Genomic DNA, 20734 nt, shown 5'->3' on the forward strand with positions numbered 1-20734 from the left:
CGCCCTCGCGATCCGACGCGTATGCAACTGGGCGTCATCGGTTTGGGACGGATGGGACGGATCGTCGTCGATCGCAGCCTCGATGCGGGCCACGACGTGGTGGTCTTTGACGTCTCCGCGGAGGCCACCGCCGCGGCCGCGGAAGCCGGTGCGGAGCCGGCCGACTCCCTGGCGGATCTGTGCGATCGCCTCGGCGAGGAAAAGCGGATCTGGATCATGGTTCCGGCCGGCGACGCAGTCGACGCCACGCTCTCGGATCTCGAGGCCCACATCCAGGCGGACGACGTCGTCGTCGACGGCGGTAACTCACACTTCGAAGCGTCGATGCGACGCGCCGAGGCGACTGACGCGGCCTATCTCGATTGTGGCACCTCCGGCGGCCCGGCGAGCGCCGAAGCGGGCTTTTCGCTGATGGTCGGCGGGCCCGAGTGGGCCTACGAGGCGATGGTTCCCGTCCTGGATGTGGTCGCGACCGGTCCCGAAGGACACGACAGGATGGGGGCATCCGGTGCCGGACACTACGTGAAGATGGTCCACAACGGCGTCGAGTACGCGCTGATGCAAGCCTACGGCGAGGGGTTCGAACTCCTCCACGACGGCCGATTCGATCTGGATATGGAGTCGATCGCGCGCACGTGGAACAACGGCGCAGTCATCCGATCGTGGCTGTTGGAACTGTGTGAGGAGGCGTTCCACGAGGAGGGTTCGGATCTGGGCGACGTCGCCGATCACGTCGCCGGCGGGTCGACGGGAACCTGGACGGTCCAGGAGGCCCTCGAACAGGAAGTTCCCATCCCCCTCATCTACGGCGCGCTCGCCGAGCGATTCGACTCACGAAACGAGGGGCGATTCTCGCGGCGGCTTGCCAACCGGCTGCGCTACGGATTCGGCCGCCACGAGGTGAACCGTCAAGAGTGAGGCGCTCGAGTGGGTGCTTTTCCGGGTTGTTCGGCGGATTTCTCGACCGGCTGGAGGGCTTCTCCGGTCAATTCAACGGATTTTCCGGTCGGTGTGAACACCCTCAGCCGAACACGATGTACACGTACAGAAGCGAAAAGAGGGTCGCGTTGTAGATCCCGTGGATGAGCGCGGGGACGACCACGTTGTCGGTGTACTCGTAGCTGGTACCAAAGACGAGGCTCGGAACCACCAATACGCCGATGCTGACGAGGTTGCCGGTCGCCGATCCGCCCGTCAGGGCGAACCAGTGAAGCCCTGCGAAGACGACGCTCGTAGTCACGATCGCCGTGACCGGCGAGAAGACCTCCCGGAGTCGGCCTTGTACGACGCCGCGAAACAGCAACTCCTCGCCCGGCCCGATGAGGAGGATCGACGCGGGAATGAGCAACAGGAGGACTTCGGGGTTCTCCATGCCGATCTGGGCAGCCTGGTTGGTTCCGGTCTCGAGATCGGTGCCAGCCAGCGCCTGGTAGGTGGTGATCGTGAACGCGCCCGCCAGCGCGCCCGCAAACGCCAGAACGTATCCGACGACGACGACGATCCCCTCCCGCAGCCCCGGGATCCGGGCGCCGATCGAAAACTGACTCGCGTCGATCGGAACCCCCAAACGGCGTCGGACGACCGATCGGATATCCGGTTGGAGGTTGACGTAGGCGAGCGCGACGCCCGCACAGCCGATCCCCTGAACGAACACGAGGCTGAGAACGATCCCCAGTGAGGGAGTCACCTCGATGCCGACCAGAGTCAACGCCAATCCACCCACGATCGTGAGAAGGAATCCCAAAAAGAGGCCGCCGGCCCCCAACCCGATGGCGCTTACGATCGCCACGACGGGAAGGATCGGGGACCATCGGCCGGCGTCACTCGACATGTACCCGACTTGGCGTCGAACGAGGAAAACTGTTGGCACACGGGTACGCGGCGGGCGATCGACGGGACTGCTATCGGGACGTCAACTCGTGATACAGCACGGCCATCGCGGTGCGTCCGTCGACGATCGTCCCGTCGACGACGTCGGCGAGCAGATCGTCGTAGGCGACGACGTCCACCGCGATCGATTCGTTGCCGTCCAGATTCCGATCGGCGGTCGGTTCACACCCTCGCGCGAGGACGTGATGGTGACGCGAGTTCGTGATCCCGTTCGACGGTTCGACGTCGATCAACCGTTCAAAGGAGTCGGCCACATAGCCGGTCTCCTCGGCCAATTCCCGGGCTGCTGCCGCCTCGACGTCCCCCTCGTCCGTCGATTCGATCGTTCCCGCCGGAAGCCCCCGGTTGACTCGACCGACGGCCTGGCGCCACTCGTCGATCACGACGACATCGTCTTCCGGCGTAAACGGCAGCACCACTACTGCCGGCGGCTCCTCGATGTAGTGGTACTCCCCGTCGGTGCCGTCCGGAAAGCGGACCTCGTCACGCCGGACGTCGAAGCCCGGACACGTGTAGTCGATGTCCGTCCCGATCGTTTCCCAACTGAGTTCCTCCATCGATCCCCCATCGGTCGAGATCGGTTATAAATCGCCGGAACCGAGAGATGAAATGGTATTCAGTAACTGATCGAACTCTATGTAGCGTGTATCGCTTACCTATAAGTCCCCTCGGCGTAAACACTTCCATCATGTTCGGGGGACTCTCGTCGACCGCCGTTCACTCCCGGCGGCGAGCACTTGCCAAGACGCTGTGTTACCGGCTGGTCATGGTTACGATAACCGTCTTCGTCGCGTGGTTGGTCGTCGGCGACCTGAGCGATGCGGTAAACATCGGTCTGGTCACGAACGTGGTAAAGACCGGGACCTACTACGCCTACGAGCGCCTCTGGGACCACGTCCGATGGGGCGTCTCGGGTGCCGCATAAACCCCGTGTCGGCGTTCGCCGCCTGCTGACTCGGCCCCGAATACGTTCGTATTAAAACACAGGTGTGTCCGGATTCAACGATCGTCCGCATGCCTACTCTCGACGTACGCGACGTTCCACCGGTCGATCGCCACACGAAGATCCACGACGAGTTCGCCGCGATGGAGCCCGGCGAGACGCTGACGATCGTCAATGACCACGAACCGAAGCCACTGTTCTACGAGATGGCCGCCGAGGTCGATGCCTTCGACGAGGAGGGATATAGCGTCACTCAAGAGTCGGCCGAGGAGTTCCGTGCCGAGTTCCCGAAACGGGAGTGACGGTCGATCGGCGGACGCTCCGACGAACATATTCGAGGGAACTGACACCGTCCTGCTGCCCGTATTCAAACGCGATGAGCACTCACGAACGCAGGCTCGACGTCCGTGATTCGGATGATCCACCCTTCGATCGCATCCAGGCCGCCCTCTCGGATCTCGATCCCGACGAGCGGCTCACCGTCGTAAACGGCTTCGAGCCCGAACCGCTCTACGATGTACTCGATCGGCGCGGGTTCAGCCACGAAGCGAAGCAGGTGGCCGACGACGAATGGCACGTGGCGATCGAACACGCCTGAACGTCGCTCCCCTCCCCGTCATAATTTTGTGGCGTCGCGTGCCTGCTCGGCCCGCCGAGTTGCCTGATCGAGTCGGTTTTGGGTCGCGTTCGAAAGCGAGTTCGGGAGGTCCGCCTCGGCTTCGGCCAGTCGGTCGCTCACCCGTTCGAGTCGTTCCGCGACGGTCATAAGCCGCTGATCGGCACCTCCGCGGTCGCCCGCCCGAGCCCGCTCCGATGCCGCTCGGGCGCTCTCGACGACTGCCTGTAGCGCCCGCTGTAATCCGGTGATCGCGTTCGTCGAACCCCCCGATGTCGTTTCCTCCGTCTCGTTCGATCCGCCCGGTTGTTCGGTCGTCGGATCGTCGTCTCCGTCGTCTTCATCGATTTCCGCGACCTCCGCGCGCGTCTCCGCGGCGATATCGGCGATGAACGTCGCGAGCGATGCCTTGCCGGTCTCGGGGCGATCGATCCGGATGTCTTCCTCGCTTTCCGGATCCGGATTCACTCGATGCGCGCCGATCGCATCGTCGACGTCGCGGAGTTCGGTCGTGTAGGCGCCGCCGGCGTGGACGTAGACCGCATCCGAGCCGTCGACCGACGAGTCGTAGACACGGCCGCCGAAGTCGTCCTCGACCGCCACCCTTGAGAGGTCGATGTCTGCCTCCTCGTCCGTGATCGCCATCTTTCGTGCGTGTTCGCGTGCCACGAGGGGAATCTCTCCCTCGACGCCCGCTACCGTCGTCGTCGATTCGTCGTCCGGAACGGCGATCTGCTCGCCGTGTGGCGCTCTCCCGGCACCATTGACGGTTAGCCGGTGGTCGCCGGACGGGACGTCCTGTACGGCGGCGATCCCGCCGAACGTCGGGATAGCTTCGGGTTCGCTTTCCAGAAGTGCGACCGACTCGACCGACGATTCGGTGGTGGTTATTCCTTCTCCGTCGGGTGCGTCGTCGTCGGTGACGGCACTCGTGACGTGGGCGAGCACCGTGTGGATCGGCGCCGCCTCGCCGATCGCCGTATACTCCTCCGCGAGCGACTGTCTGTGTGTGGGACTCGTGATGTCCGCCGCCGGGTTCTCATAGCGCGGTTGGCTCCAGGGCGTTCCGGTCGTCGTGATATGCCCGGCCATCGCGTCCTCGATCGCCTCCGGGACCGTGAACTCGAAGCTCAACTGCGGTCCGGTGAACTCGGTGATGTGTTCGATCTCGGAGATCGAGACCAGTTCGTACTCGACGTCGATCGCCTCCGTTTCCTCGTCGCTTCCCTCGCTCCCGTCGCCGTCGTCGTTCGTCGCTCCGGTACCGTTATCGTTCGTCTCTCCGCCGTCCGTTGAGCCGCCGTCATTTCCGTCCGTGCGGTCGGCGTGTCCGAAGACGAGCCCCGTTTCCCGTCCGGGGAGACCGGACGGAACCGACTCGATCGCATCGAACGATCGGACCGTCAGCTCCTCGTCGATCAGCGACTCGCGGGTGACCGAGGGCAACCGGTCGTGCTCGTAGATCATCCGTCCTTCGTACTCCGGCACCAGATAGGGGAGTCGGGAGCCCTCGTCGCGTGGGAGGCCGTAGGCGAGCGGAATATCGGCGAGGTCCTCGATCCCTTCGATCGCCGTGTTGGTGATGTCCGCGAGCAATCCATCCGTCGAGATCCGCTGGAAGTGGTCGGGAACCTGGTTAACCGAGAGCGTACTCGAGTGGGACCCGAGTTCCGAGAGGATCCGTGGAGTCATCTCGGGATCGGGGTCGAGAAACTCGTTGTTCGGGATGCTCCTCGAGTGTGAACTGGCGACGTATAGCCGCGGTTCCTCGCGTTCCGTGTCAACGAAGACGTGGAGAACCTCCCAGTCGTGCCAGTGGAAGTTGGTCGTGAACTGGTCGAACGTCGAGTAGAACCAGAACTGGATCACCGCAAGCGGCGACTCCTCGTACGCCACGGCGTGGTAGAACACCGTCGGATCCGGCGGGGAATCGTCCTCGTCGTACCGCTCGTGATAGCCGTCCAACGCATCGAACCCGTCGACGACCGTCTCGCCGTCCCGTTCGCTTTCGTAGGGTCGTGGATCGGTCGGGAACCACTTCTCGTTGGCGTCGAAGTAGATATTCGGCGCGAACTGTTCGGCCAGCTCCCTCGCCCGGTCGTCCTCGACCCCAACCGTTCCGTCGTCCGCCTCTCGATCGAACGCGCTACAACCCGCGATCGATGCGCTCGTGGCTCCGGCGATCGCCCCGAGAACCGCCCGCCGATCGACGGCGGTCCCGATTCCGGATCCCCCCTCCTGGCTCGCCTCATCCCCCCGTTTCATTGTTCATAATCCGTGGGTCCGGCCGAATAACTCTTCGGTGAGAGGGGGTCGCCGTGTTCTCGGACACCTGAAACAGTGATACGGGTTGATTCCGAATCGAAATGCGGTTGCGGACTCGCCTTCGGCGACATCACCGATATTTAACTCGACCGCCGTCATCGACCCGGTATGGACATTCGTTCCGCGCTCGAAGGCATCACCTGTCCGCTGGTGACGCCGTTCGACGGCGACGCGATCGACGAGCAGGCCCTCGACGACCTGATCGAACACGTGCAGGACGGCGGGATCGACGCCGTCTTCCCGTGTGGAACCACCGGTGAGTTCCCGAGTCTGACCCCCGCAGAACAGCGGCGAGTGATCGAGTTCACCGTCGAGGCCGCCGACGTTCCCGTGGTTGCTGGCGCAGCGCGAACCAGCATCGAGGAGACCGTGGAGGCGATCGAGACGGCGGCCGCCGCCGGCGCGGACGCGGCCACGATCGTCCCGCCGTACTTCATCTCCGCCAACGCTCCCGAGGGAAACCGGCGGGTCTTCGAGTCCGTCCTCGATCGTGCGTCGATTCCCGTCCTCCTCTACAACATCCCGCAGTGCACCGGCGGCCAAATCGAACCGGAGACGGTGGCGGCTATTGCCGACCACGACCGCGCGCTCGGACTCAAAGACTCGAGCGGCGATCTGGAGTACTTCTCGGCCGTCCTGCGTCAGACTCCCGAGGAGTTCCTCTGTTTGCAGGGATACGACGCGCTTCTCGTCGCCTCGATGCGGATGGGCGGCGACGGCGGCGTCAACGCCCTCTCGAATGCCGTTCCCGGGGTGTTTCGTGAGACCGTCGATAGCTTCGCAGTAGAGCGCGGACGGGAACTCCAACAGGAGGCGATCGCGCCCCTCTTTGAGGCGTGTACCGACTACGGGTTCGCGCCGGCGACGAAGTCCGCGCTCGTCCACCGAGGGGTCATCCCGACCGACGATGTCCGTCCCCCGCTCGTCCCCGTCCCCGATGGGGCGTCGATCGGTACGCAGGTCGATCGAACGCTCGCGGTCGGCGACCGGTCCTGACGACCGGCTCGCCCGCGACCGATCCGCGATCGTCCTCCGAACGGCTGTCGTCCGCGGCCTGTCTCGGGACCGATCGATCGGCCCGGACCGACGCGAGCCGTCAACGATCACGAACCTTCGAATTCGTCGGCGATTGACTCATCCTCATCCGTCCCTTCCTCGATCGGAGTCGATCCCGATCGATCGTGGGACACGCGCCGAGATATTCGTCCGTTCATCAAGATGTTTTTACGTTCCGAGCCGCCTTGGTGTGGTATGGATCGACACACAAGAAACGTCCAGCAGGACGTCCGCGAACTCGGAGCGCTACTCGGTGACGTGCTCGAGGACCAGACGTCCCGAAGCGCCTTCGAAACGGTCGAATCGTGCCGACAGGCCGCGATCGACTATCGTTCGGACGAGATCGAAACGCGTGATCCCCTCGTCGGTGAACTCGAGGGGCTCTCGCCGCACCACCAGCGGGTCGTCGCACGTGCGTTCACCACGTACTTTGAACTCGTCAACCTCGCCGAGGAGCGTGAACGAGTCCGGACGCTTCGATCGCAGTCCCAGGCGGGGGTCCTCGAGGACGGTCTCGAAGCCGTCGCCGCGGAACTCGGTGATCGTGACCCCGAGACGGTGCGGCGAGTTCTCGATGACGTCCTGATCGAGCCGACGTTCACTGCCCACCCGACGGAGGCCCGTCGGAAGACGGTCAAATCCAAACTCCGGACCATCGCAACGCATATCGAGACGCTCGATGAACGACTCCTCACCGACAAGGAGAAACGCCAGGTGTGGCGGGACATCGACGCCGAGGTGACGAGCCTCTGGCAGACCCCGCAGGTCCGGAGCCGCCAACCGGAGCCCGAGGACGAGGCCCGAAACGTCCAATGGTACCTCGAGAACACGCTCTTTGACGTCGTCGGCGAGGTCTACGACGAACTCGACGACGAGCTCAAGGAGGCGCTTGCGGACCACATCGAGGTGCCGAAACTCTTCGAGTTCCGATCATGGGCGGGCAGCGACCGAGACGGCAATCCCTACGTCACTCCGGCGGTAACCGCCACCACCCTCGAGCGCCAGCGATCGGTCGTCCTCGATCGCTATCGCTCCCAACTCGATCGCCTTACGGGCGTGTTGAGTCAGGATGGCAGCCGGATCGAGGTCGGCTCGGCGTTTCAAGAGTCCCTGGACCGCGACCGCGATCGCCTCCCCGGAACCGCTCGCACCGCCGAACAACGATACCCCGGCGAGCCGTATCGACAGAAGCTCGAACTCATGGGTGAGCGGCTCGACCGGGTCGGGGACGTCCGCCCCGGCGGGTACGAGGACGCCGACGAACTTCGGGATGACCTCTCGGTGCTCGCGGAGAGCTTGCGAGCCAACGACGCCGAAAGCGTCGCCGACGCGCACGTCGACCCGATCAGCCGTCGAGTGGATACCTTCGGCTTCTCGCTCGCCAGCCTCGATCTCCGGGATCACCAGCAGAAACACACGGGCGCGATCGCGGACGCTCTCGAACGGGAGGGGATCGACTACCGGAGCCTCTCCGAGGAGGAACGCGTCGAGTTCCTCACCGACGCCGTGCTTCAAGACGAGCCCGTGATCGATCTGTCCGATGTCGAGGCGCTCTCGTCGGAGTCGGCGCGGGTCCTCAGGCTGTTCGACGACCTCGCCGACTGGCAACGCGAGTACGGCACCGACGCAATCGACACCTACTGCATCTCGATGACCGAGGAGCCGAGCCACGTCCTTGAGGTGCTGTTTCTGGCCGACCAGGCGGGCGTCGTCTCGCTTCCCGAACACGCGGGGATCGACATCGTTCCACTGCTTGAGACCGAATACGCCCTCTCGGGCGCCCGGCGGATCATCGGGACGCTCTTCGAGAACGAGGCGTACGCCCAGGCGCTTTCGAGCCGGGGCGGAACGCAGGAGATCATGCTCGGCTACTCCGATTCGAACAAGGAAAACGGCTTTCTCGCCGCCAACTGGTCGCTCTACAAGAACCAGCGCCGTCTCGGCGATATCTGTGCGGACCACGACGTCACGATGCGGCTGTTTCACGGCCGCGGCGGATCGATCTCCCGTGGCGGCGGTCCCATGAACGAGGCCCTGCTTGCGTTGCCCAACGACACCGTCTCCGGTCAGGTGAAGTTCACCGAACAGGGCGAAGCGATAGCCGAGAAATACGGCAACCCCCGGATCGCCGAACGGAACATCGAGCAGATGCTCAACGCTCAACTCCGCGCGCGGCTGGACGCGATCGAAACCCCGGAGGAGGAGGTTCACGAGGAGTGGATCGAGGCGATGGACATGATGGCCGACGCCGCCCGCAACGAGTACCGCGACCTCCTCGACACCGACGGATTCGTCCGCTACTTCGAGCAGGCGACTCCGATCACCGTCATCGAGGATCTCAACCTCGGATCGCGTCCAGCCTCCCGCTCGGACGAACGCACCGTCGAGGACCTTCGAGCGATCCCGTGGGTGTTCTCATGGACGCAATCGCGGTGTATTCTTCCCGGCTGGTATGCGATCGCGACGGGCATGGACGCCTACCTCGATGCCGGCGGCTCCGTCGACGTCCTTCGCGAGATGTACGAGGAGTGGCCATTCTTCAGGACGACGCTCGATAACGCCGCCGCCTCGATGTCGCGGACGGACCTCGAGATCGCGAGCCTGTATGCCGACATCGCTGATCCCGACCTCCGCGACCGGTTCTTCCCCCGGGTGAGCGAGGAATACGAACGCGCAAACGACCTCCTCGCCCGGATCAGCAGCCAGGATTCACCACGGACCCGCGAGCGTGGCGAGAACCTGGAGCTTCGCAACCCCTATCTCGACCCGTTGAACCTGCTGCAGGTGCACTTGCTCGAACACGACGACCGAAGCGATCTCGAGGAGCGCACGCTGCGATTGACCGTCAAGGGCATCGCCGCCGGAATGAAAAACACCGGATAGGGATCGACACACCCCTCGTCTCGACCGCGCAGTCGTCCTTGACCCACTCGGACGTTGCGACTTCCCTGCTCGAATCTCCGCCTCGTCGTTTACTCCCCAATACGGATGCCTCGCTATCGCTCGTCATTTCGAAGTGGGGTGAAAAGTGGGCCGGCGCGAATTCGAATCGCGGTTACGGCCACCCGAAGGCCGAAGGATACCAAGCTACCCCACCGGCCCGCGTTCAAAGGAACGTCGTTCGGTCCTTTAACCCTTCCGAACCATCACGGATCGCGGGCGTCCTGCCGCCGCTGATCGCCCGACTCCGGTCCGCCGTCCAGCTCGACGTCGGGGTTCCCGTCCGGCTCGAAATACCGATCGCGATGCGCTCTGCAGCCCGGATTGAACGCCGTTCCACAGCCGGGACAAGCGTTCCCACATTCGAAGTACGCGATCGGGGTCATCCGCTCTCCACAGCTCCCACAGAGCACGGCCGGTTCCCCGAATCGGTCGCGGGGCCAGCGAACCGGCTCGTGGTCGGTCGCCGCCTCGTGACACCGAACACACGGGTAGTAGGTCTCACAGCAGGCGAACCGGAGCGCCACGACGTCCACCTCTCCGTGCCAGTGAGCACACCGCGCCTCCGGATCGACGTCGATTCCGCGAAGCGGGACGGCGAAGCGCTCGTCGAGGGTCGGTTCGATCGTGGTCCGGACCCGCTCCTCGTCGGATCCCTGTCCGCCGGTTCGTTCCTCGTCGGTCCCGGGATCGGTCATCGTGAGTCAGTAGGCCGTGTATCCGCCAGTGTCGAGCCAGTTGTGTGCGACCGTGATCGCGTGGTCGGCGTGGAGGATCTCCGGTCCGACGCGAACGCGGCGATCGGTCACGTCCGCGAGCGTCTCGCGCTCCGCGTCGGTGAAGTCGTGGTGATCCGAGAGGACGAAGACGGGATCGCTCGGCGGCGTCTCCTCTGCGAGCGGAGCGCCCTCCTCGTGCAACTGGACGATCGGCCCCTCGCGGGCGACCCGCTCGATCGTCGCCTCGAAATCCATCCGATAGAGTTCGACACCGGGTGAGACGTCAGCCGGCTGGTGGCCGATCGCCGACTCCCGCTCGGCGAACGCGCCCCGGATGCGCGCGGCGATGTTCCGTTCGTCCGGATGGAGGTGTCTCAGATGGTCGGTGTCGAACCGGACGGTGTAGGTGTCATCACAGACGAGGTGGACCCGGACCGACTCCCGAATCCCGTGTGAGAGAAACACCGCCGATCCGACGCATCGACAAAGCAGGTCGATCCGCCCGGCTCCGGGGAGATCATCGAGCGGGATATCGGGAGTCGTCGGGACGTCGTGGCCGACGACGACGAACTGGCGCATTCGAGATCACCGAAACTCGTTGAGTCGTCGTTTGAGACGCTTTGCTGACTCGCCGGCCGCTCGAACGTAGGCGTGTTCTTCCGCGTGTGGTTCGTCGCGATCGACGACCTCCTCACCGGCAAAGATGATCCCGCGAGAGGAGTTCACGAGTCCGACGTCGACGTTGTGGCCGTCTCTGGGCGCCAGCCCGTATTCGACTGCGGCCTCAACGTCGCCGCCCTGTGCACCGACGCCGGGGACGAGAAACGGCAGCGAGGGGACCGTCTTCCGCAACGTTTCGAGTTCCTTCGGTGCAGTCGCGCCGACGACAAGCCCGACGTTACCGTGGTCGTTCCACAACTCCGCGAGCGCTGCGATCCGCTCGTAGACGGGCTCGCCGGTAGCGAGTTCCAGGTCCTGAAGGTCGCTGCCGCCCGGATTCGACGTGCGACAGAGGACGAAGACGCCCGACGTCTCCCGATCGAGGAACGGTTGGAGCGAGTCGTGTCCCATGTAGGGGTTGACCGTGATCGCGTCCGCGCCAAGGCTCCCCTCGTCGAGTACGCTTGCGTACCGGCGCGTCGTGTTTCCGATGTCGGCGCGTTTGGCATCGAGTAGGACCGGTACGTCCTTGCCGTGTGCATAGGCGATCGTCTCCTGGAGCGCCCGCCATCCGTCGGCGTCCTCGTAGAAGGCGGCGTTCGGTTTATAACAGGCCGCGTGCTCGTGGGTCGCGTCGATGATCCGCCGATTGAACGCCCACCGCGGAAGATCCGTCTCCGACAGGAACGCCGGGATCCGGTCCGGGTCGGGATCGAGGCCGACGGAGACGACGCTGTCGACGGCGGCGATCCGATCCGCGAGTCGATCGAAGAACGCCGCGTTCGCATCCGTGCCCGTGCCCGTGTCGATGCTCATGGTGAGGATGTGTGGCCGCGGCGAGTAAGCGTTTCCGTCCGTGGCGATCGAATGCCGGTCTCCGGTCGGCGCCCCGGCTCACCCGCTCGGTTATCCGAGTCCTGGATGAAGAGTCAGCCCGCCAATGCAATGTCCAAATACAGCATCACGATGACGCCAGTCATGAGTCCAAGCGTCGACACGCGCTCGTATCCACTCTCGTGTGTCTCCGGAATGATTTCGTCGGAGATCACGAACACCATCGCACCTGCCGCAAAGCCCATCGCGTACGGCAATAACGGCTCAACTGCTGTCACGGCGATCGCACCCAACACTGCTAACGGGATTTCGACGACGCCGGCACGAATCCCGGCGAAGACGGCGTACAACCGACGGTCGAGACCGGCGTTTATTGCTGCCACGGACACGGCCAGCCCCTCGGGGATGTTCTGGAGACCGATAGCAAGCATCAACGACAACGCCCCCCCGAGCAAAGCCGGATCCCCGGACGCGGCGCCGAACCCGACCCCAACCGCGAGGCCTTCGGGAATATTGTGCAGCGTGATGGCTAACACGAACAGGATCACCCCGGCCAGCCGCTCGTCAGTGACCGGAAGCGTCTCGCTCGGTTCCGCTGCGTCCGATCGACGGTTGCCGGTCAGAAGGTAGTGTGCGTGGGGAACGAGCCCGTCCGCCCGATCGAGGAACAGCGCGCCGATACCGACGCCGATGAGCGTCGGTATCGGATTTCCGCCGGAGTACTCTTCGATACCGGGGATGATGAGGCTCGTAAAGGCAGCTGCAAGCATCACTCCGGCCGCAAACCCAAGCATCCCATTGAGTGCCCGATCGGACGGATTTCGCCAGACGAGAACGAGTGATGCCCCCAAGAGGTTCAGTAGAGCGATGATAATCCCGCCAGCCAGGGCCTGTCCCACTGGAGACGTCCCGACAAATCTGACAAAGAGCTCCGCAAACTCGACCTGCATCCCGTAGTTCTAGAGAACATAGTGGTTTATAGATACGCATAGGACCGTGGCGCGGTGTTACGTTACGGATGAGGCGGTTGGTGTTTCGACTGCTTGATGTCCGAATCCGACCCCTCACTCACGTAGCCGTCCCAGCGGTGCCGAGATCGACAGCGATGTCGATGACCGAAACGGCGCTTTCGCCGAGAACGTACGTGATGGGTTCGATCCCGAACGCGCCCTCGTGGTAGACGACGCGGGGGACGGTCTCACGCGTCTCGAACGCCGATCGGAGCCGGTCGGTCCGGTCCTCGTAGCCGGCATCGAACGCGAACGTCTCCAGGCCCCGCTCGCGGGCAGCCTCGAGAAGCCGCTCGTCGGTTCGGAGGTTACATGCCGCTAGAATCGTCGGATCAACCTCGTTAGCTGCGAGAATCATCCGTGAGACGTGTTCGGAGACGCCGAACTCCGGATTGCTCGGGACTTCGATGCGGCCGCGGACGGCGTGGATCCGTCCCGGAATCGCGGCGATATCGGCGGGGCCGACCGGATCGGGGCGTGCCATCCCGACGTTTGTTCCGACGTTCGGAACGAACGCGGCGATCGAACCGGACGCTCGGAGCGTGCGGGCGGCCCGTCGGACGTTCGCAAGCGTCTCCCGGTCGGCGGCGACCGCATCGTCTGCGCCCCGCACGCAGACGTCACAGCCCAGCCCCTCGAGTGCGGGCATCTCCGCTTCGTGGATCGCACAGATCGGGCCCCTGTCCTCGAAGCTACGGATCAACTCGAGGATCTCCACCATCGCCTCGTACTCGTCGAGGTCGTCCGCATCGAAGCCATCGGCGAGCCGCTCGACCGTCTCGCCGAACCGCGGGTCGTCGGTGAGTCGTTCGTCTACGGTTCCCTTTCCGCTCGCGTACCCGCTTACCGCCGCCTGTGTCACGCCGAGTTGCTCGGCGACGGCTCGCTGTGTCCACCCCCGTTCGAGCAACGCCGTCGCCAGCTCGGTCCGGAGCGTCGGCAACACCCGTTCGGTGACGATCTCCTGCGGTAACAGCAGTCCCATGGCTCCCCTTTCCGGCGATCGCCCATAAGCCCTCCCCGGATATAATCTTCTTATATTAGTTAGTTATATATTGGTCGCCCTGAGAGGAACACGTATGCTGAGAGACGATGCACCGTCCATCACCGGGAGGGGCGGGCAAACGAGCCGAGACGGAGAATCACTGTCGGCCGACTCGACGACCCGAACGGTCGAGGCCGACCGCGAACCGTCAGCCGATCGGACCGACATCCAGCCCGGAAACCGCCGGCTCGAACGCGGTTTGTGGATCGTTTTCGGTGTCCTCTTCGGTACTGTCGTTTTTTCGGTGTATGTCCCGGTGGACCCGATCGTTTTCGTCTTCCCGCTTTGGTCGCTTTTGGTGCTCGCTGCGATGGTTACTTCCGTCGCCGTCGCGGCGGTCGCGGGTATCGGCTACGGGTGGCCGGGTGAGGACCGATGAGCCGCGTCGCACTCGGCATCGTCGGACTCTATCTCGCTGTGACGCTCGCTATCGGCTGGTACGGCTACATCCGAACCGGATCGACGCCGGCCGAATACTTCCTCGCGGGCGGAACGCTCGGCCGGGTCGTCTTCCCGCTTACGATGTTTGCGACGCTCATGAGTTCATTCATCTTTCTGGGTAGTGCGGGGTGGGGCTATCAGCACGGCATGGGCTGGTTCGCGCTGCTCGGGATCGAGGCAATCGCGGGGATTCCGCTTGCGCTCATCGGCATCCAAGTGTGGCGAGTCGGGCGAAAGCGGGGCGTGTTGACTCCGACGGAACTGATCGGGGACGCCTACGACAGCGACGCTGTCAAACTGGCGGTACTGCTCTTTCAGTTCGTCTGGTCGCTCCCGTATCTGGCCATCCAGGCGATGGGCGGCGGGTTGCTTTTTCGGTCGATAAGCGGCGGCGCCATCGGCTTCACGGAGGGTGCGATCTTGATCACCGTCGTCACGGGGATCTATCTCACGATCGGGGGGCTCCGCAGCGTCGCCTGGTCGGATGTCCTCCAGGGGGTCGCCGTCGTGGTGCTTTTGCTCGCCGCCGTCGGATATCTCGCGCCGGCGCTCGATCCCGCCGAAACGACCACGCGGCTGGCCGCCGAGACCGACCTGTTGACGCCCTCCGGCGAACTCGGCTTCTTTACGCCGGGTGTGTGGCTCTCGTTCCTCCTGATGAACACGATGGCGATCATTGCGTACCCACAGATGTTCCAGCGGTTTCTGGCCGCCGAGGACGAACGTGCCTTCCGGTCACTGCTCGTGTGGTGGCCGGTCATGGTCGTCGTCGCCGCGCTCGTTCCCGTCCTGCTCGGCGTCTGGGGTACGGCAGCGGCGCCCGGACTCGAGGATCCGGATTCGATCCTGCCGGTGCTGCTGGAGACGTACGCGCCGGAGTGGATATTCGGTATCGTCATGGGCGGGGCGGTCGCAGCGATGATGAGCACCGCGGATAGCCTCGTCCTCACGCTTTCCTCGATCGTCTCGCGGGATCTCTACAGAGCCCATCTGGCCCCGGACGCGAGCGACGCCCAAGAGACGTGGGTCGGCCGGGCGGTCGCGGTCGTCCTTCTCGTCTGTGGGCTGGCCATCGCGCTCGTCCAACACGGGACGATCATCGATCTCGCGATTTATTTCATCCAAGGCAACGCGTTGCTTTTCCCCGCGTTCGTCGGCGCGCTGTACTGGTGGCGGGCGTCGGCGTGGGGTGCGCTGGCATCAGTGCTCTCGGGGCAGGCGTATTTCCTCGCCGCACAGTTCGGCCCCGCCCCGGCGTTCGGCTTTTTGCCGTTCGTTCCCGCCCTGGTGGTCGCCTGTCTCGCGCTCGTCGCCGGATCGCTGCTCTCGCCCGAGCCGAAAACCACGACGCTTCTGGAAGAGACCGACGCTATGAAAGGAGCTGACTGAGATGACAACGACGGAACACACGAACCCCTACGCTGCGACCGACGCGACCCTCGATCAGTGGACTCGGGAAGTGATCGACACACACTTCGATCCCGACTCGGGGACGCCGTACTGGCTGGAGTGGGCGGCCGAACACGGCGTCGACGTCCGAGCGCGCGTCGACGGCTTCGCGGATCTCGAGGCCGTCTTCGAGCCTTTCGAGGAGGATATCCTCCGGCGGATTCCAGCCGCCGAGTTCGCCCCCCGATCGCTTTCGGGCGACCAGCGCGTCTACGAGACCGGCGGGACGACCGGCCCGCCCAAACGAGTGCTCATGTCCGAATACTGGCGCGAGCAGACTCGTTGGACGGCTCGAATTCTCGAGGAGTGGTCCTTCCCCAAGGGAAACGTCCTCGGGATCGCGCCGCCCGGTGGCGCCAACAACGCCGGAACGTTCGTCCAGCATCTCGCCCACGAGTGGGACGCCCTGCCGTATCACGTCACAATGGATCCCCGATGGGCGAAACATCTCTCGACCCGCCCGGACGACGACGAGTTCGACCGGTACGTCGAACATCTCCTCGAGCAGGCGAGGACCATCCTCGACACACAGCCGATCGACGTCCTCTTTACCACCGGTCGGCTGCTCGAACGGCCGGCGGTCAGAGAGTTGGTCGCCGAATCCGAACTGGAGGGGATCGTCCACGGCGGCACCGCACTCGACCGCGACACCCACCGCATCCTCCGCGAGGAGTGGTACGACGACGTGACGCTCGTCGGCGAATACGGGAACACGCTCATGGGGATCGCCCCCGAGGCGCCGCCCGCCTATCAGCCACTTGCGGAGCGCTCCTATCACCTCGATTACGTACCCTGCTACCCCTACTTCGTCCCCGAGATAGTCGACGAGGACGGCTCGTCCGTCGCCTACGGCGAGCGCGGCAGGATTCGACTTACGGTCCTCACGAAGGAGTTTTTCCTTCCGCTCATGTTCGAACGCGACAGCGCGATCCGGATCGAGGGAACCGACGAGCTGCCGTGGGACTGGGTCAGAACGCCCCGAACGGCCGACGCCGACGAAGAGCGGACGGTCGAGGGGGTGTACTGACGGGATGGCGTCGATCGACGGATGACCGCATCCGACGCCGACGGCGACGACCTGCCGGTGATTCGACCGGTTTCCAGCCGCGAACGGGAGACGCTTCGGACGACGAGGATCGCGGGGATCGACGGACCCCTCGCGGAGCTCGCACGCGTTCCTCGGATTCGGGCACACGACGCGATCGAAACCGCCCGCGGGGAGGGCTTCGAGGCGCTCCAGCGGATGCCCGTTGCGGAGCTCCTCGACCGGCTCGCGACCGCCGGCGCGCTGTTTCTCGGGGAGGGGGCGCCCGCGAGCGCGACCGCCGGCTCACTGCCCCCGTTCGAGACCTACCGACGTCGAGTCACCGAATCGACCGGGCTGCCTGCCGGTTTGGTCGAAACGAGCGCCCACTGGCTCGCGTTCGGCCTCAGACACGCGGCCGAATCGCTCCGAGCACAGTCGCCGACCGGCCGACTCGATGTCTACGACGAACCGGCCTACGAGCGAGAGCGGACCGTCGGCCTCGCCTTCGCGCCGCGCGTTCGGATCCTCGGAGCGATGATGCCAGCCAACGATCCGACCGTCTACGCCTGGCCGGCGCTGGCGATCGCGATGAAGATACCGATCGCCCTCCGGCCATCGGACCGCGATCCGTTCACTGCGGTTCGACTGGGCCGGGCGCTTCTGGAAGCGGGCGTGCCCGAGTCGGCGGTTCATGTCCTCCCTGGCGACCGATCGCTCGGTGAGACGATCTGTCAGGAGGCTGATCACGCGATGGCGTTCGGCGGCGAGGAGGCTGTCGCCGGCTTCGAGGACGATCCGAGCGTCGAAACCTACGGTCCCGGCGAAAGCGTCGCGATCCTCGGACGCAAGCCGACCGCACGGGAACTGGATACGCTGGCCCGCGGCGTCTGTCGTGCCGGCGGACGCGCCTGTTTCAACCTCACCCGGATCGTCGCGACCGGCGACTGTGACCCCGACGTCGTCGCAAACGGGCTCGCCGAACGACTTCTGGAGGCGGACGTCGGGCCGCTTCACGACGAACACACCGACGTCCCGGGGTTCCCCGATCGCGAGACTGCAGTCCGAATCGACGGGGCGATCACGGCACGCGAGGGTGTCGACGTCACCGCCGAGATGGGCGACCGTTCCTCACGTCTTTTCGACCCCGAGGACGCCCCTCGACTCTTGCCGACCGTCCTTCGAACCGACAAGCTCGTCCCGGAGTTCCCGTTTCCATTCGTCGGTGTGACTCGGCGCGATCGCGAAGAGCTTCCCAAGTGTCTCCGTGGCGCCTATCTCGCGGTCGTCATCGGCGAGGAAACCATCGAGCGCCGCGTGGTTCGCTCGCCGGCGATCCGGAAGGTCTACGCCGGCGGCTATCCGGCGAGTGTCGATCTCCGCGAGACCCACGAGACGTATCTCGCGTCGTTTCTCTATTCGACGACGACCTACGATCCGGCGTAGCTCGTCGCGATTTCGGGCGATCAGTCGATCGTCATTCCGCCGTCGACGTGAAGAATCTCGCCGGTCACGAACTCATGTGCCGCAAGAAACCGCACGGCGGTGGCGACCTCCTCGGGTGTCGCCTCGTAGCGATCTAAAAGCGTATCGACCGTATGATGGCCCCGAAACCGGCGGGCCTCCAGCGATTCGGTGATCTCGTCGTCCATCGGCGTATCGACCGGTCCCGGCGAGACCGCCGACACGCGTACCCCGTCGGGACCGAGTTCGCGAGCGAGCGCCCGCGTGACGCCGACGACGCCCGCCTTCGAGGCGGCATACGTCACGTCGACGGTTCCGAGGTCGGCGGCGACGCTTCCGACGTTGACGATCGCGCCGGACGTCTCCCGAAGCGACGGGACGGCAGCGGCGCTGACTGCGACGACACCCGCGACGTTCGTCGAAAGCGCCCTGTCGATTCGATCGGGTGCTTCCTCGATCGGCCCGGGCGTCGCGATCCCGGCCGCGTTGACGAGCACCGACAGCTCGCCCAGTTCCGTCGCCCGCTCGACGAGTGTCGACGCATCGTCGTCGTCGGTGACGTCGGCCTGTACGATCGTCGCGTCCCGACCGCAGGACTCGACCGCCTCGGCCGCCCGTCGGGCGCCGTCCTTGTCGCTGTGGTAGCCGATCGCGACATCGGCGCCGCAGCCAGCGAGTTCCGCCGCGATCGCCCGTCCGATACTGCCGGAGCCGCCGGTCACGAGTGCGGTCCCCTCTATGTTCATACTTCTCGGAAGTTGCGGTTTCCAGTTAAGCCCTCCTGTCACCGGAGACGTCGACTCAGAGACACGGGGATCATGATGAGCGGATACCCGATCCCACCGGCGCCGACGATCCGAGGACACCTCTTCGTTTTCAATGTTTCAGTCACGTCGACCCACCGACCGCGGAACCGGGGTTGCAAGTCTTCGCCGTCTGGTGGAATCATGCTTAAGTTAATACGACATCAAATCCCGAGCATGAACCTCACCGACCGGCCGCGTCGGCTCCGGACCGACGGCGTCAGGCCGCTCGTCAGCGAGACGTCGCTTTCGCCGACCGACCTGATCGCGCCGGTGTTCGTCGACGCGACCACGGACGAGCGCGTGCCGATCGACTCGATGCCGGGCCAGGAGCGTGTCCCCGTCTCGGAAGCTGCGGATCGCGTTGCGGAGATCCGAGATACCGGCGTCGAGGCGGTCATTCTCTTCGGGATTCCGGAGGTGAAGGACTCGGCCGGAACCCGTGCGTACGCGGATGACGGCGTCGTTCAGCGAGCCGCACGTCGGATCGATGCGGAGACCGACGCCTACCTCGTCGGCGACGTCTGTCTGTGTGAATACACCGATCACGGCCATTGCGGCGTGATCGAGGAGTCGGCCAAAACGGATCCGACTCTCACCGTTCGCAACGATGAGACGCTCGATCTGCTCGCCCGAACGGCGGTCTCTCAGGCCGAGGCGGGCATCGATATGATCGCACCTTCCTCGATGACAGACGGCATGGTCGCGGCGATCCGGGAGGGGCTCGATGCGGCCGGCTTCGAGCACGTCCCGATCATGAGCTACGCGGCGAAATACGAGTCCGCCTTCTACGGTCCCTTCCGTGAAGCGGCCGACGGGGCACCCGCCTTCGGTAACCGCCGCCACTACCAGATGGACCCCGCAAATCGTCGCGAGGCGCTCCGTGAGGCCCGACTCGACGCCGAGGAAGGTGCGGACGTGTTGATGGTCAAGCCCGCGCTTGCGTACCTCGACGTCGTCTCCGATCTCCGCCGGGAGTTCGATCACCCGATCGCGGCCTACAACGTCTCCGGGGAGTACGCGATGATACACGCGGCCGCAGAAAACGGGTGGCTCGATCTCGAGTCGGTCGCCCACGAGTCGCTCCGCGCGCTCAAACGTGCCGGCGCCGACCTGATCGTCACCTACTTCGCCGAGGATCTGGCCGACCGGCTGTGATCGGCTCGCCACTCTCGCTCAATTCCGGGGGCATCACCCCGATCAGACGACCTGCTCGCCATCGTCGTCGTACACCTCGATCGCATCGACCGGACAGACGCGCGCGGCGAACTCGGCGTCGAACTCCTCGCCGTCCGGGACTTCAAGTTCATAGACCTCGACGTCCTCGTTCGACCGTTCGCCGCCCTCAAGGTCGGCCTTCCCGGCATCCAGGTTCTTGCTAAACCGGTCCCACTCCTCGACGCACTGGTACATGCCGATGCAGGTGTCACGATCGAAGACGACTTTCATGTCCGATGGTTCGCGGGAAGGGCACATATCGGTGGCGACCGCCGTCGACGGTCATGCGGGTCCGGG

At 64.7% G+C, this 20734-nt stretch carries 21 protein-coding genes and 1 tRNA gene; 11 read left to right on the plus strand and 11 right to left on the minus strand.

Annotated elements, in window-relative coordinates; genetic code table 11:
• Nucleotides 1-21 precede the first annotated feature (21 nt).
• Nucleotides 22-918: a decarboxylating 6-phosphogluconate dehydrogenase gene (locus ACERIT_RS14060; RefSeq protein ID WP_373675494.1), complete on the plus strand. Its 897-nt coding sequence runs from the start codon at nt 22-24 to the stop codon at nt 916-918.
• Between the two features lie 103 nt (nt 919-1021).
• Here ACERIT_RS14060 and ACERIT_RS14065 read toward each other — a convergent pair whose 3' ends face one another.
• Together ACERIT_RS14065 and ACERIT_RS14070 are read right to left on the minus strand one after the other, a co-directional pair.
• Nucleotides 1022-1831 carry a lysostaphin resistance A-like protein gene (locus ACERIT_RS14065; RefSeq protein WP_373675495.1) on the minus strand — a complete coding sequence of 270 codons (810 nt, stop codon included), beginning with the start codon at nt 1829-1831 and terminating at the stop codon, nt 1022-1024.
• 70 nt (nt 1832-1901) lie between these two features.
• On the minus strand, nt 1902-2447 hold the full coding sequence (locus ACERIT_RS14070; protein WP_373675496.1) for an NUDIX hydrolase: 546 nt from the start codon (nt 2445-2447) through the stop codon (nt 1902-1904).
• Between the two features lie 131 nt (nt 2448-2578).
• Between ACERIT_RS14070 and ACERIT_RS14075 the strand changes: the two genes are divergently transcribed.
• From ACERIT_RS14075 to ACERIT_RS14085, 3 genes are all read left to right on the plus strand, one after another.
• Nucleotides 2579-2815: a DUF2061 domain-containing protein gene (locus tag ACERIT_RS14075; RefSeq protein ID WP_373675497.1), complete on the plus strand. Its 237-nt coding sequence runs from the start codon at nt 2579-2581 to the stop codon at nt 2813-2815.
• Between the two features lie 89 nt (nt 2816-2904).
• A complete protein-coding gene (locus ACERIT_RS14080; protein WP_373675498.1) occupies nt 2905-3135 on the plus strand; it encodes a DUF2249 domain-containing protein in 231 nt (76 codons plus the stop codon).
• A 74-nt stretch (nt 3136-3209) separates the two neighbouring features.
• Nucleotides 3210-3431: a DUF2249 domain-containing protein gene (locus tag ACERIT_RS14085; RefSeq protein ID WP_373675499.1), complete on the plus strand. Its 222-nt coding sequence runs from the start codon at nt 3210-3212 to the stop codon at nt 3429-3431.
• A gap of 18 nt (nt 3432-3449) precedes the next feature.
• On the opposite strand, the gene ACERIT_RS14090 is transcribed toward ACERIT_RS14085, so the two are convergent.
• Nucleotides 3450-5714 (minus strand): hypothetical protein, encoded by a 2265-nt coding sequence (locus ACERIT_RS14090; RefSeq protein ID WP_373675500.1) that lies wholly within the window; start codon nt 5712-5714, stop codon nt 3450-3452.
• Between the two features lie 168 nt (nt 5715-5882).
• Here ACERIT_RS14090 and ACERIT_RS14095 point away from each other — a divergent pair, with 168 nt between their 5' ends.
• Together ACERIT_RS14095 and ppc are read left to right on the plus strand one after the other, a co-directional pair.
• On the plus strand, nt 5883-6770 hold the full coding sequence (locus ACERIT_RS14095; RefSeq protein WP_373675501.1) for a dihydrodipicolinate synthase family protein: 888 nt from the start codon (nt 5883-5885) through the stop codon (nt 6768-6770).
• Between the two features lie 255 nt (nt 6771-7025).
• The gene (gene ppc, locus ACERIT_RS14100) at nt 7026-9713 is read left to right on the plus strand and encodes a phosphoenolpyruvate carboxylase (RefSeq protein ID WP_373675502.1); all 2688 of its coding nucleotides are present in this window, start codon (nt 7026-7028) and stop codon (nt 9711-9713) included.
• Nucleotides 9714-9859: 146 nt separating this feature from the next.
• Here the strand turns inward: ppc and ACERIT_RS14105 are convergent.
• The 6 genes from ACERIT_RS14105 to ACERIT_RS14130 all read right to left on the minus strand — a co-directional run bounded on the left by ACERIT_RS14105 (nt 9860) and on the right by ACERIT_RS14130 (nt 13978).
• Nucleotides 9860-9932 (minus strand) — tRNA-Pro (locus tag ACERIT_RS14105).
• Nucleotides 9933-9976: 44 nt separating this feature from the next.
• Nucleotides 9977-10468, minus strand: coding sequence for a CHY zinc finger protein (locus ACERIT_RS14110; RefSeq protein WP_373675503.1), 492 nt, complete (start codon nt 10466-10468; stop codon nt 9977-9979).
• Between the two features lie 6 nt (nt 10469-10474).
• Nucleotides 10475-11068 (minus strand): tRNA (pseudouridine(54)-N(1))-methyltransferase TrmY, encoded by a 594-nt coding sequence (trmY, locus tag ACERIT_RS14115; protein WP_373675504.1) that lies wholly within the window; start codon nt 11066-11068, stop codon nt 10475-10477.
• 6 nt (nt 11069-11074) lie between these two features.
• Nucleotides 11075-11965, minus strand: a complete 891-nt coding sequence (gene pyrF / locus ACERIT_RS14120; protein WP_373675505.1) for an orotidine-5'-phosphate decarboxylase — start codon at nt 11963-11965, stop codon at nt 11075-11077.
• Between the two features lie 113 nt (nt 11966-12078).
• Complete coding sequence (locus ACERIT_RS14125; protein WP_373675506.1) at nt 12079-12933, minus strand: ZIP family metal transporter; 855 nt, start codon at nt 12931-12933, stop codon at nt 12079-12081.
• A gap of 118 nt (nt 12934-13051) precedes the next feature.
• A complete protein-coding gene (locus ACERIT_RS14130) occupies nt 13052-13978 on the minus strand; it encodes a thiamine-phosphate synthase family protein (protein WP_373675507.1) in 927 nt (308 codons plus the stop codon).
• A 94-nt stretch (nt 13979-14072) separates the two neighbouring features.
• Between ACERIT_RS14130 and ACERIT_RS14135 the strand changes: the two genes are divergently transcribed.
• The 4 genes from ACERIT_RS14135 to ACERIT_RS14150 are packed head-to-tail and all read left to right on the plus strand — an operon-like array spanning nt 14073 to nt 18398.
• Nucleotides 14073-14417 (plus strand): hypothetical protein, encoded by a 345-nt coding sequence (locus ACERIT_RS14135; protein ID WP_373675508.1) that lies wholly within the window; start codon nt 14073-14075, stop codon nt 14415-14417.
• On the plus strand, nt 14414-15868 hold the full coding sequence (locus tag ACERIT_RS14140) for a sodium:solute symporter (protein ID WP_373675509.1): 1455 nt from the start codon (nt 14414-14416) through the stop codon (nt 15866-15868). The genes ACERIT_RS14135 and ACERIT_RS14140 overlap by 4 nt, the downstream gene beginning before the upstream one ends.
• Before the next feature lies 1 nt (nt 15869).
• Entirely contained in the window at nt 15870-16955 is a 1086-nt protein-coding gene (locus ACERIT_RS14145; RefSeq protein WP_373675510.1) for a hypothetical protein, read from the plus strand.
• A 21-nt stretch (nt 16956-16976) separates the two neighbouring features.
• Entirely contained in the window at nt 16977-18398 is a 1422-nt protein-coding gene (locus tag ACERIT_RS14150) for an aldehyde dehydrogenase family protein (protein ID WP_373675511.1), read from the plus strand.
• 20 nt (nt 18399-18418) lie between these two features.
• Here ACERIT_RS14150 and ACERIT_RS14155 read toward each other — a convergent pair whose 3' ends face one another.
• Nucleotides 18419-19162: an SDR family NAD(P)-dependent oxidoreductase gene (locus ACERIT_RS14155; protein WP_373675512.1), complete on the minus strand. Its 744-nt coding sequence runs from the start codon at nt 19160-19162 to the stop codon at nt 18419-18421.
• A 234-nt stretch (nt 19163-19396) separates the two neighbouring features.
• On the opposite strand from ACERIT_RS14155, the gene hemB reads away from it, so the two are divergent.
• Entirely contained in the window at nt 19397-20377 is a 981-nt protein-coding gene (hemB, locus tag ACERIT_RS14160; protein ID WP_373675513.1) for a porphobilinogen synthase, read from the plus strand.
• Between the two features lie 42 nt (nt 20378-20419).
• Here hemB and ACERIT_RS14165 read toward each other — a convergent pair whose 3' ends face one another.
• Entirely contained in the window at nt 20420-20668 is a 249-nt protein-coding gene (locus tag ACERIT_RS14165) for a ferredoxin (RefSeq protein ID WP_373675514.1), read from the minus strand.
• Nucleotides 20669-20734 lie beyond the last annotated feature (66 nt).

Source organism: Halopenitus sp. H-Gu1 (assembly GCF_041821145.1).
Lineage (GTDB): Archaea > Halobacteriota > Halobacteria > Halobacteriales > Haloferacaceae > Halopenitus.

Coding starts and splice junctions, on each gene's coding strand:
- ACERIT_RS14155 (WP_373675512.1), bottom strand. CDS start 19,162: ATGAACATAGAGGGGACCGCACTCGTGACCGGCGGCTCCGGCAGTATC.
- trmY (WP_373675504.1), bottom strand. CDS start 11,068: ATGCGCCAGTTCGTCGTCGTCGGCCACGACGTCCCGACGACTCCCGAT.
- ACERIT_RS14130 (WP_373675507.1), bottom strand. CDS start 13,978: ATGGGACTGCTGTTACCGCAGGAGATCGTCACCGAACGGGTGTTGCCG.
- ACERIT_RS14085 (WP_373675499.1), top strand. CDS start 3,210: ATGAGCACTCACGAACGCAGGCTCGACGTCCGTGATTCGGATGATCCA.
- ACERIT_RS14060 (WP_373675494.1), top strand. CDS start 22: ATGCAACTGGGCGTCATCGGTTTGGGACGGATGGGACGGATCGTCGTC.
- ppc (WP_373675502.1), top strand. CDS start 7,026: ATGGATCGACACACAAGAAACGTCCAGCAGGACGTCCGCGAACTCGGA.
- ACERIT_RS14065 (WP_373675495.1), bottom strand. CDS start 1,831: ATGTCGAGTGACGCCGGCCGATGGTCCCCGATCCTTCCCGTCGTGGCG.
- ACERIT_RS14070 (WP_373675496.1), bottom strand. CDS start 2,447: ATGGAGGAACTCAGTTGGGAAACGATCGGGACGGACATCGACTACACG.
- ACERIT_RS14150 (WP_373675511.1), top strand. CDS start 16,977: ATGACCGCATCCGACGCCGACGGCGACGACCTGCCGGTGATTCGACCG.
- ACERIT_RS14090 (WP_373675500.1), bottom strand. CDS start 5,714: ATGAAACGGGGGGATGAGGCGAGCCAGGAGGGGGGATCCGGAATCGGG.
- pyrF (WP_373675505.1), bottom strand. CDS start 11,965: ATGAGCATCGACACGGGCACGGGCACGGATGCGAACGCGGCGTTCTTC.
- hemB (WP_373675513.1), top strand. CDS start 19,397: ATGAACCTCACCGACCGGCCGCGTCGGCTCCGGACCGACGGCGTCAGG.
- ACERIT_RS14125 (WP_373675506.1), bottom strand. CDS start 12,933: ATGCAGGTCGAGTTTGCGGAGCTCTTTGTCAGATTTGTCGGGACGTCT.
- ACERIT_RS14140 (WP_373675509.1), top strand. CDS start 14,414: ATGAGCCGCGTCGCACTCGGCATCGTCGGACTCTATCTCGCTGTGACG.
- ACERIT_RS14080 (WP_373675498.1), top strand. CDS start 2,905: ATGCCTACTCTCGACGTACGCGACGTTCCACCGGTCGATCGCCACACG.
- ACERIT_RS14135 (WP_373675508.1), top strand. CDS start 14,073: ATGCTGAGAGACGATGCACCGTCCATCACCGGGAGGGGCGGGCAAACG.
- ACERIT_RS14110 (WP_373675503.1), bottom strand. CDS start 10,468: ATGACCGATCCCGGGACCGACGAGGAACGAACCGGCGGACAGGGATCC.
- ACERIT_RS14075 (WP_373675497.1), top strand. CDS start 2,579: ATGTTCGGGGGACTCTCGTCGACCGCCGTTCACTCCCGGCGGCGAGCA.
- ACERIT_RS14095 (WP_373675501.1), top strand. CDS start 5,883: ATGGACATTCGTTCCGCGCTCGAAGGCATCACCTGTCCGCTGGTGACG.
- ACERIT_RS14165 (WP_373675514.1), bottom strand. CDS start 20,668: ATGAAAGTCGTCTTCGATCGTGACACCTGCATCGGCATGTACCAGTGC.
- ACERIT_RS14145 (WP_373675510.1), top strand. CDS start 15,870: ATGACAACGACGGAACACACGAACCCCTACGCTGCGACCGACGCGACC.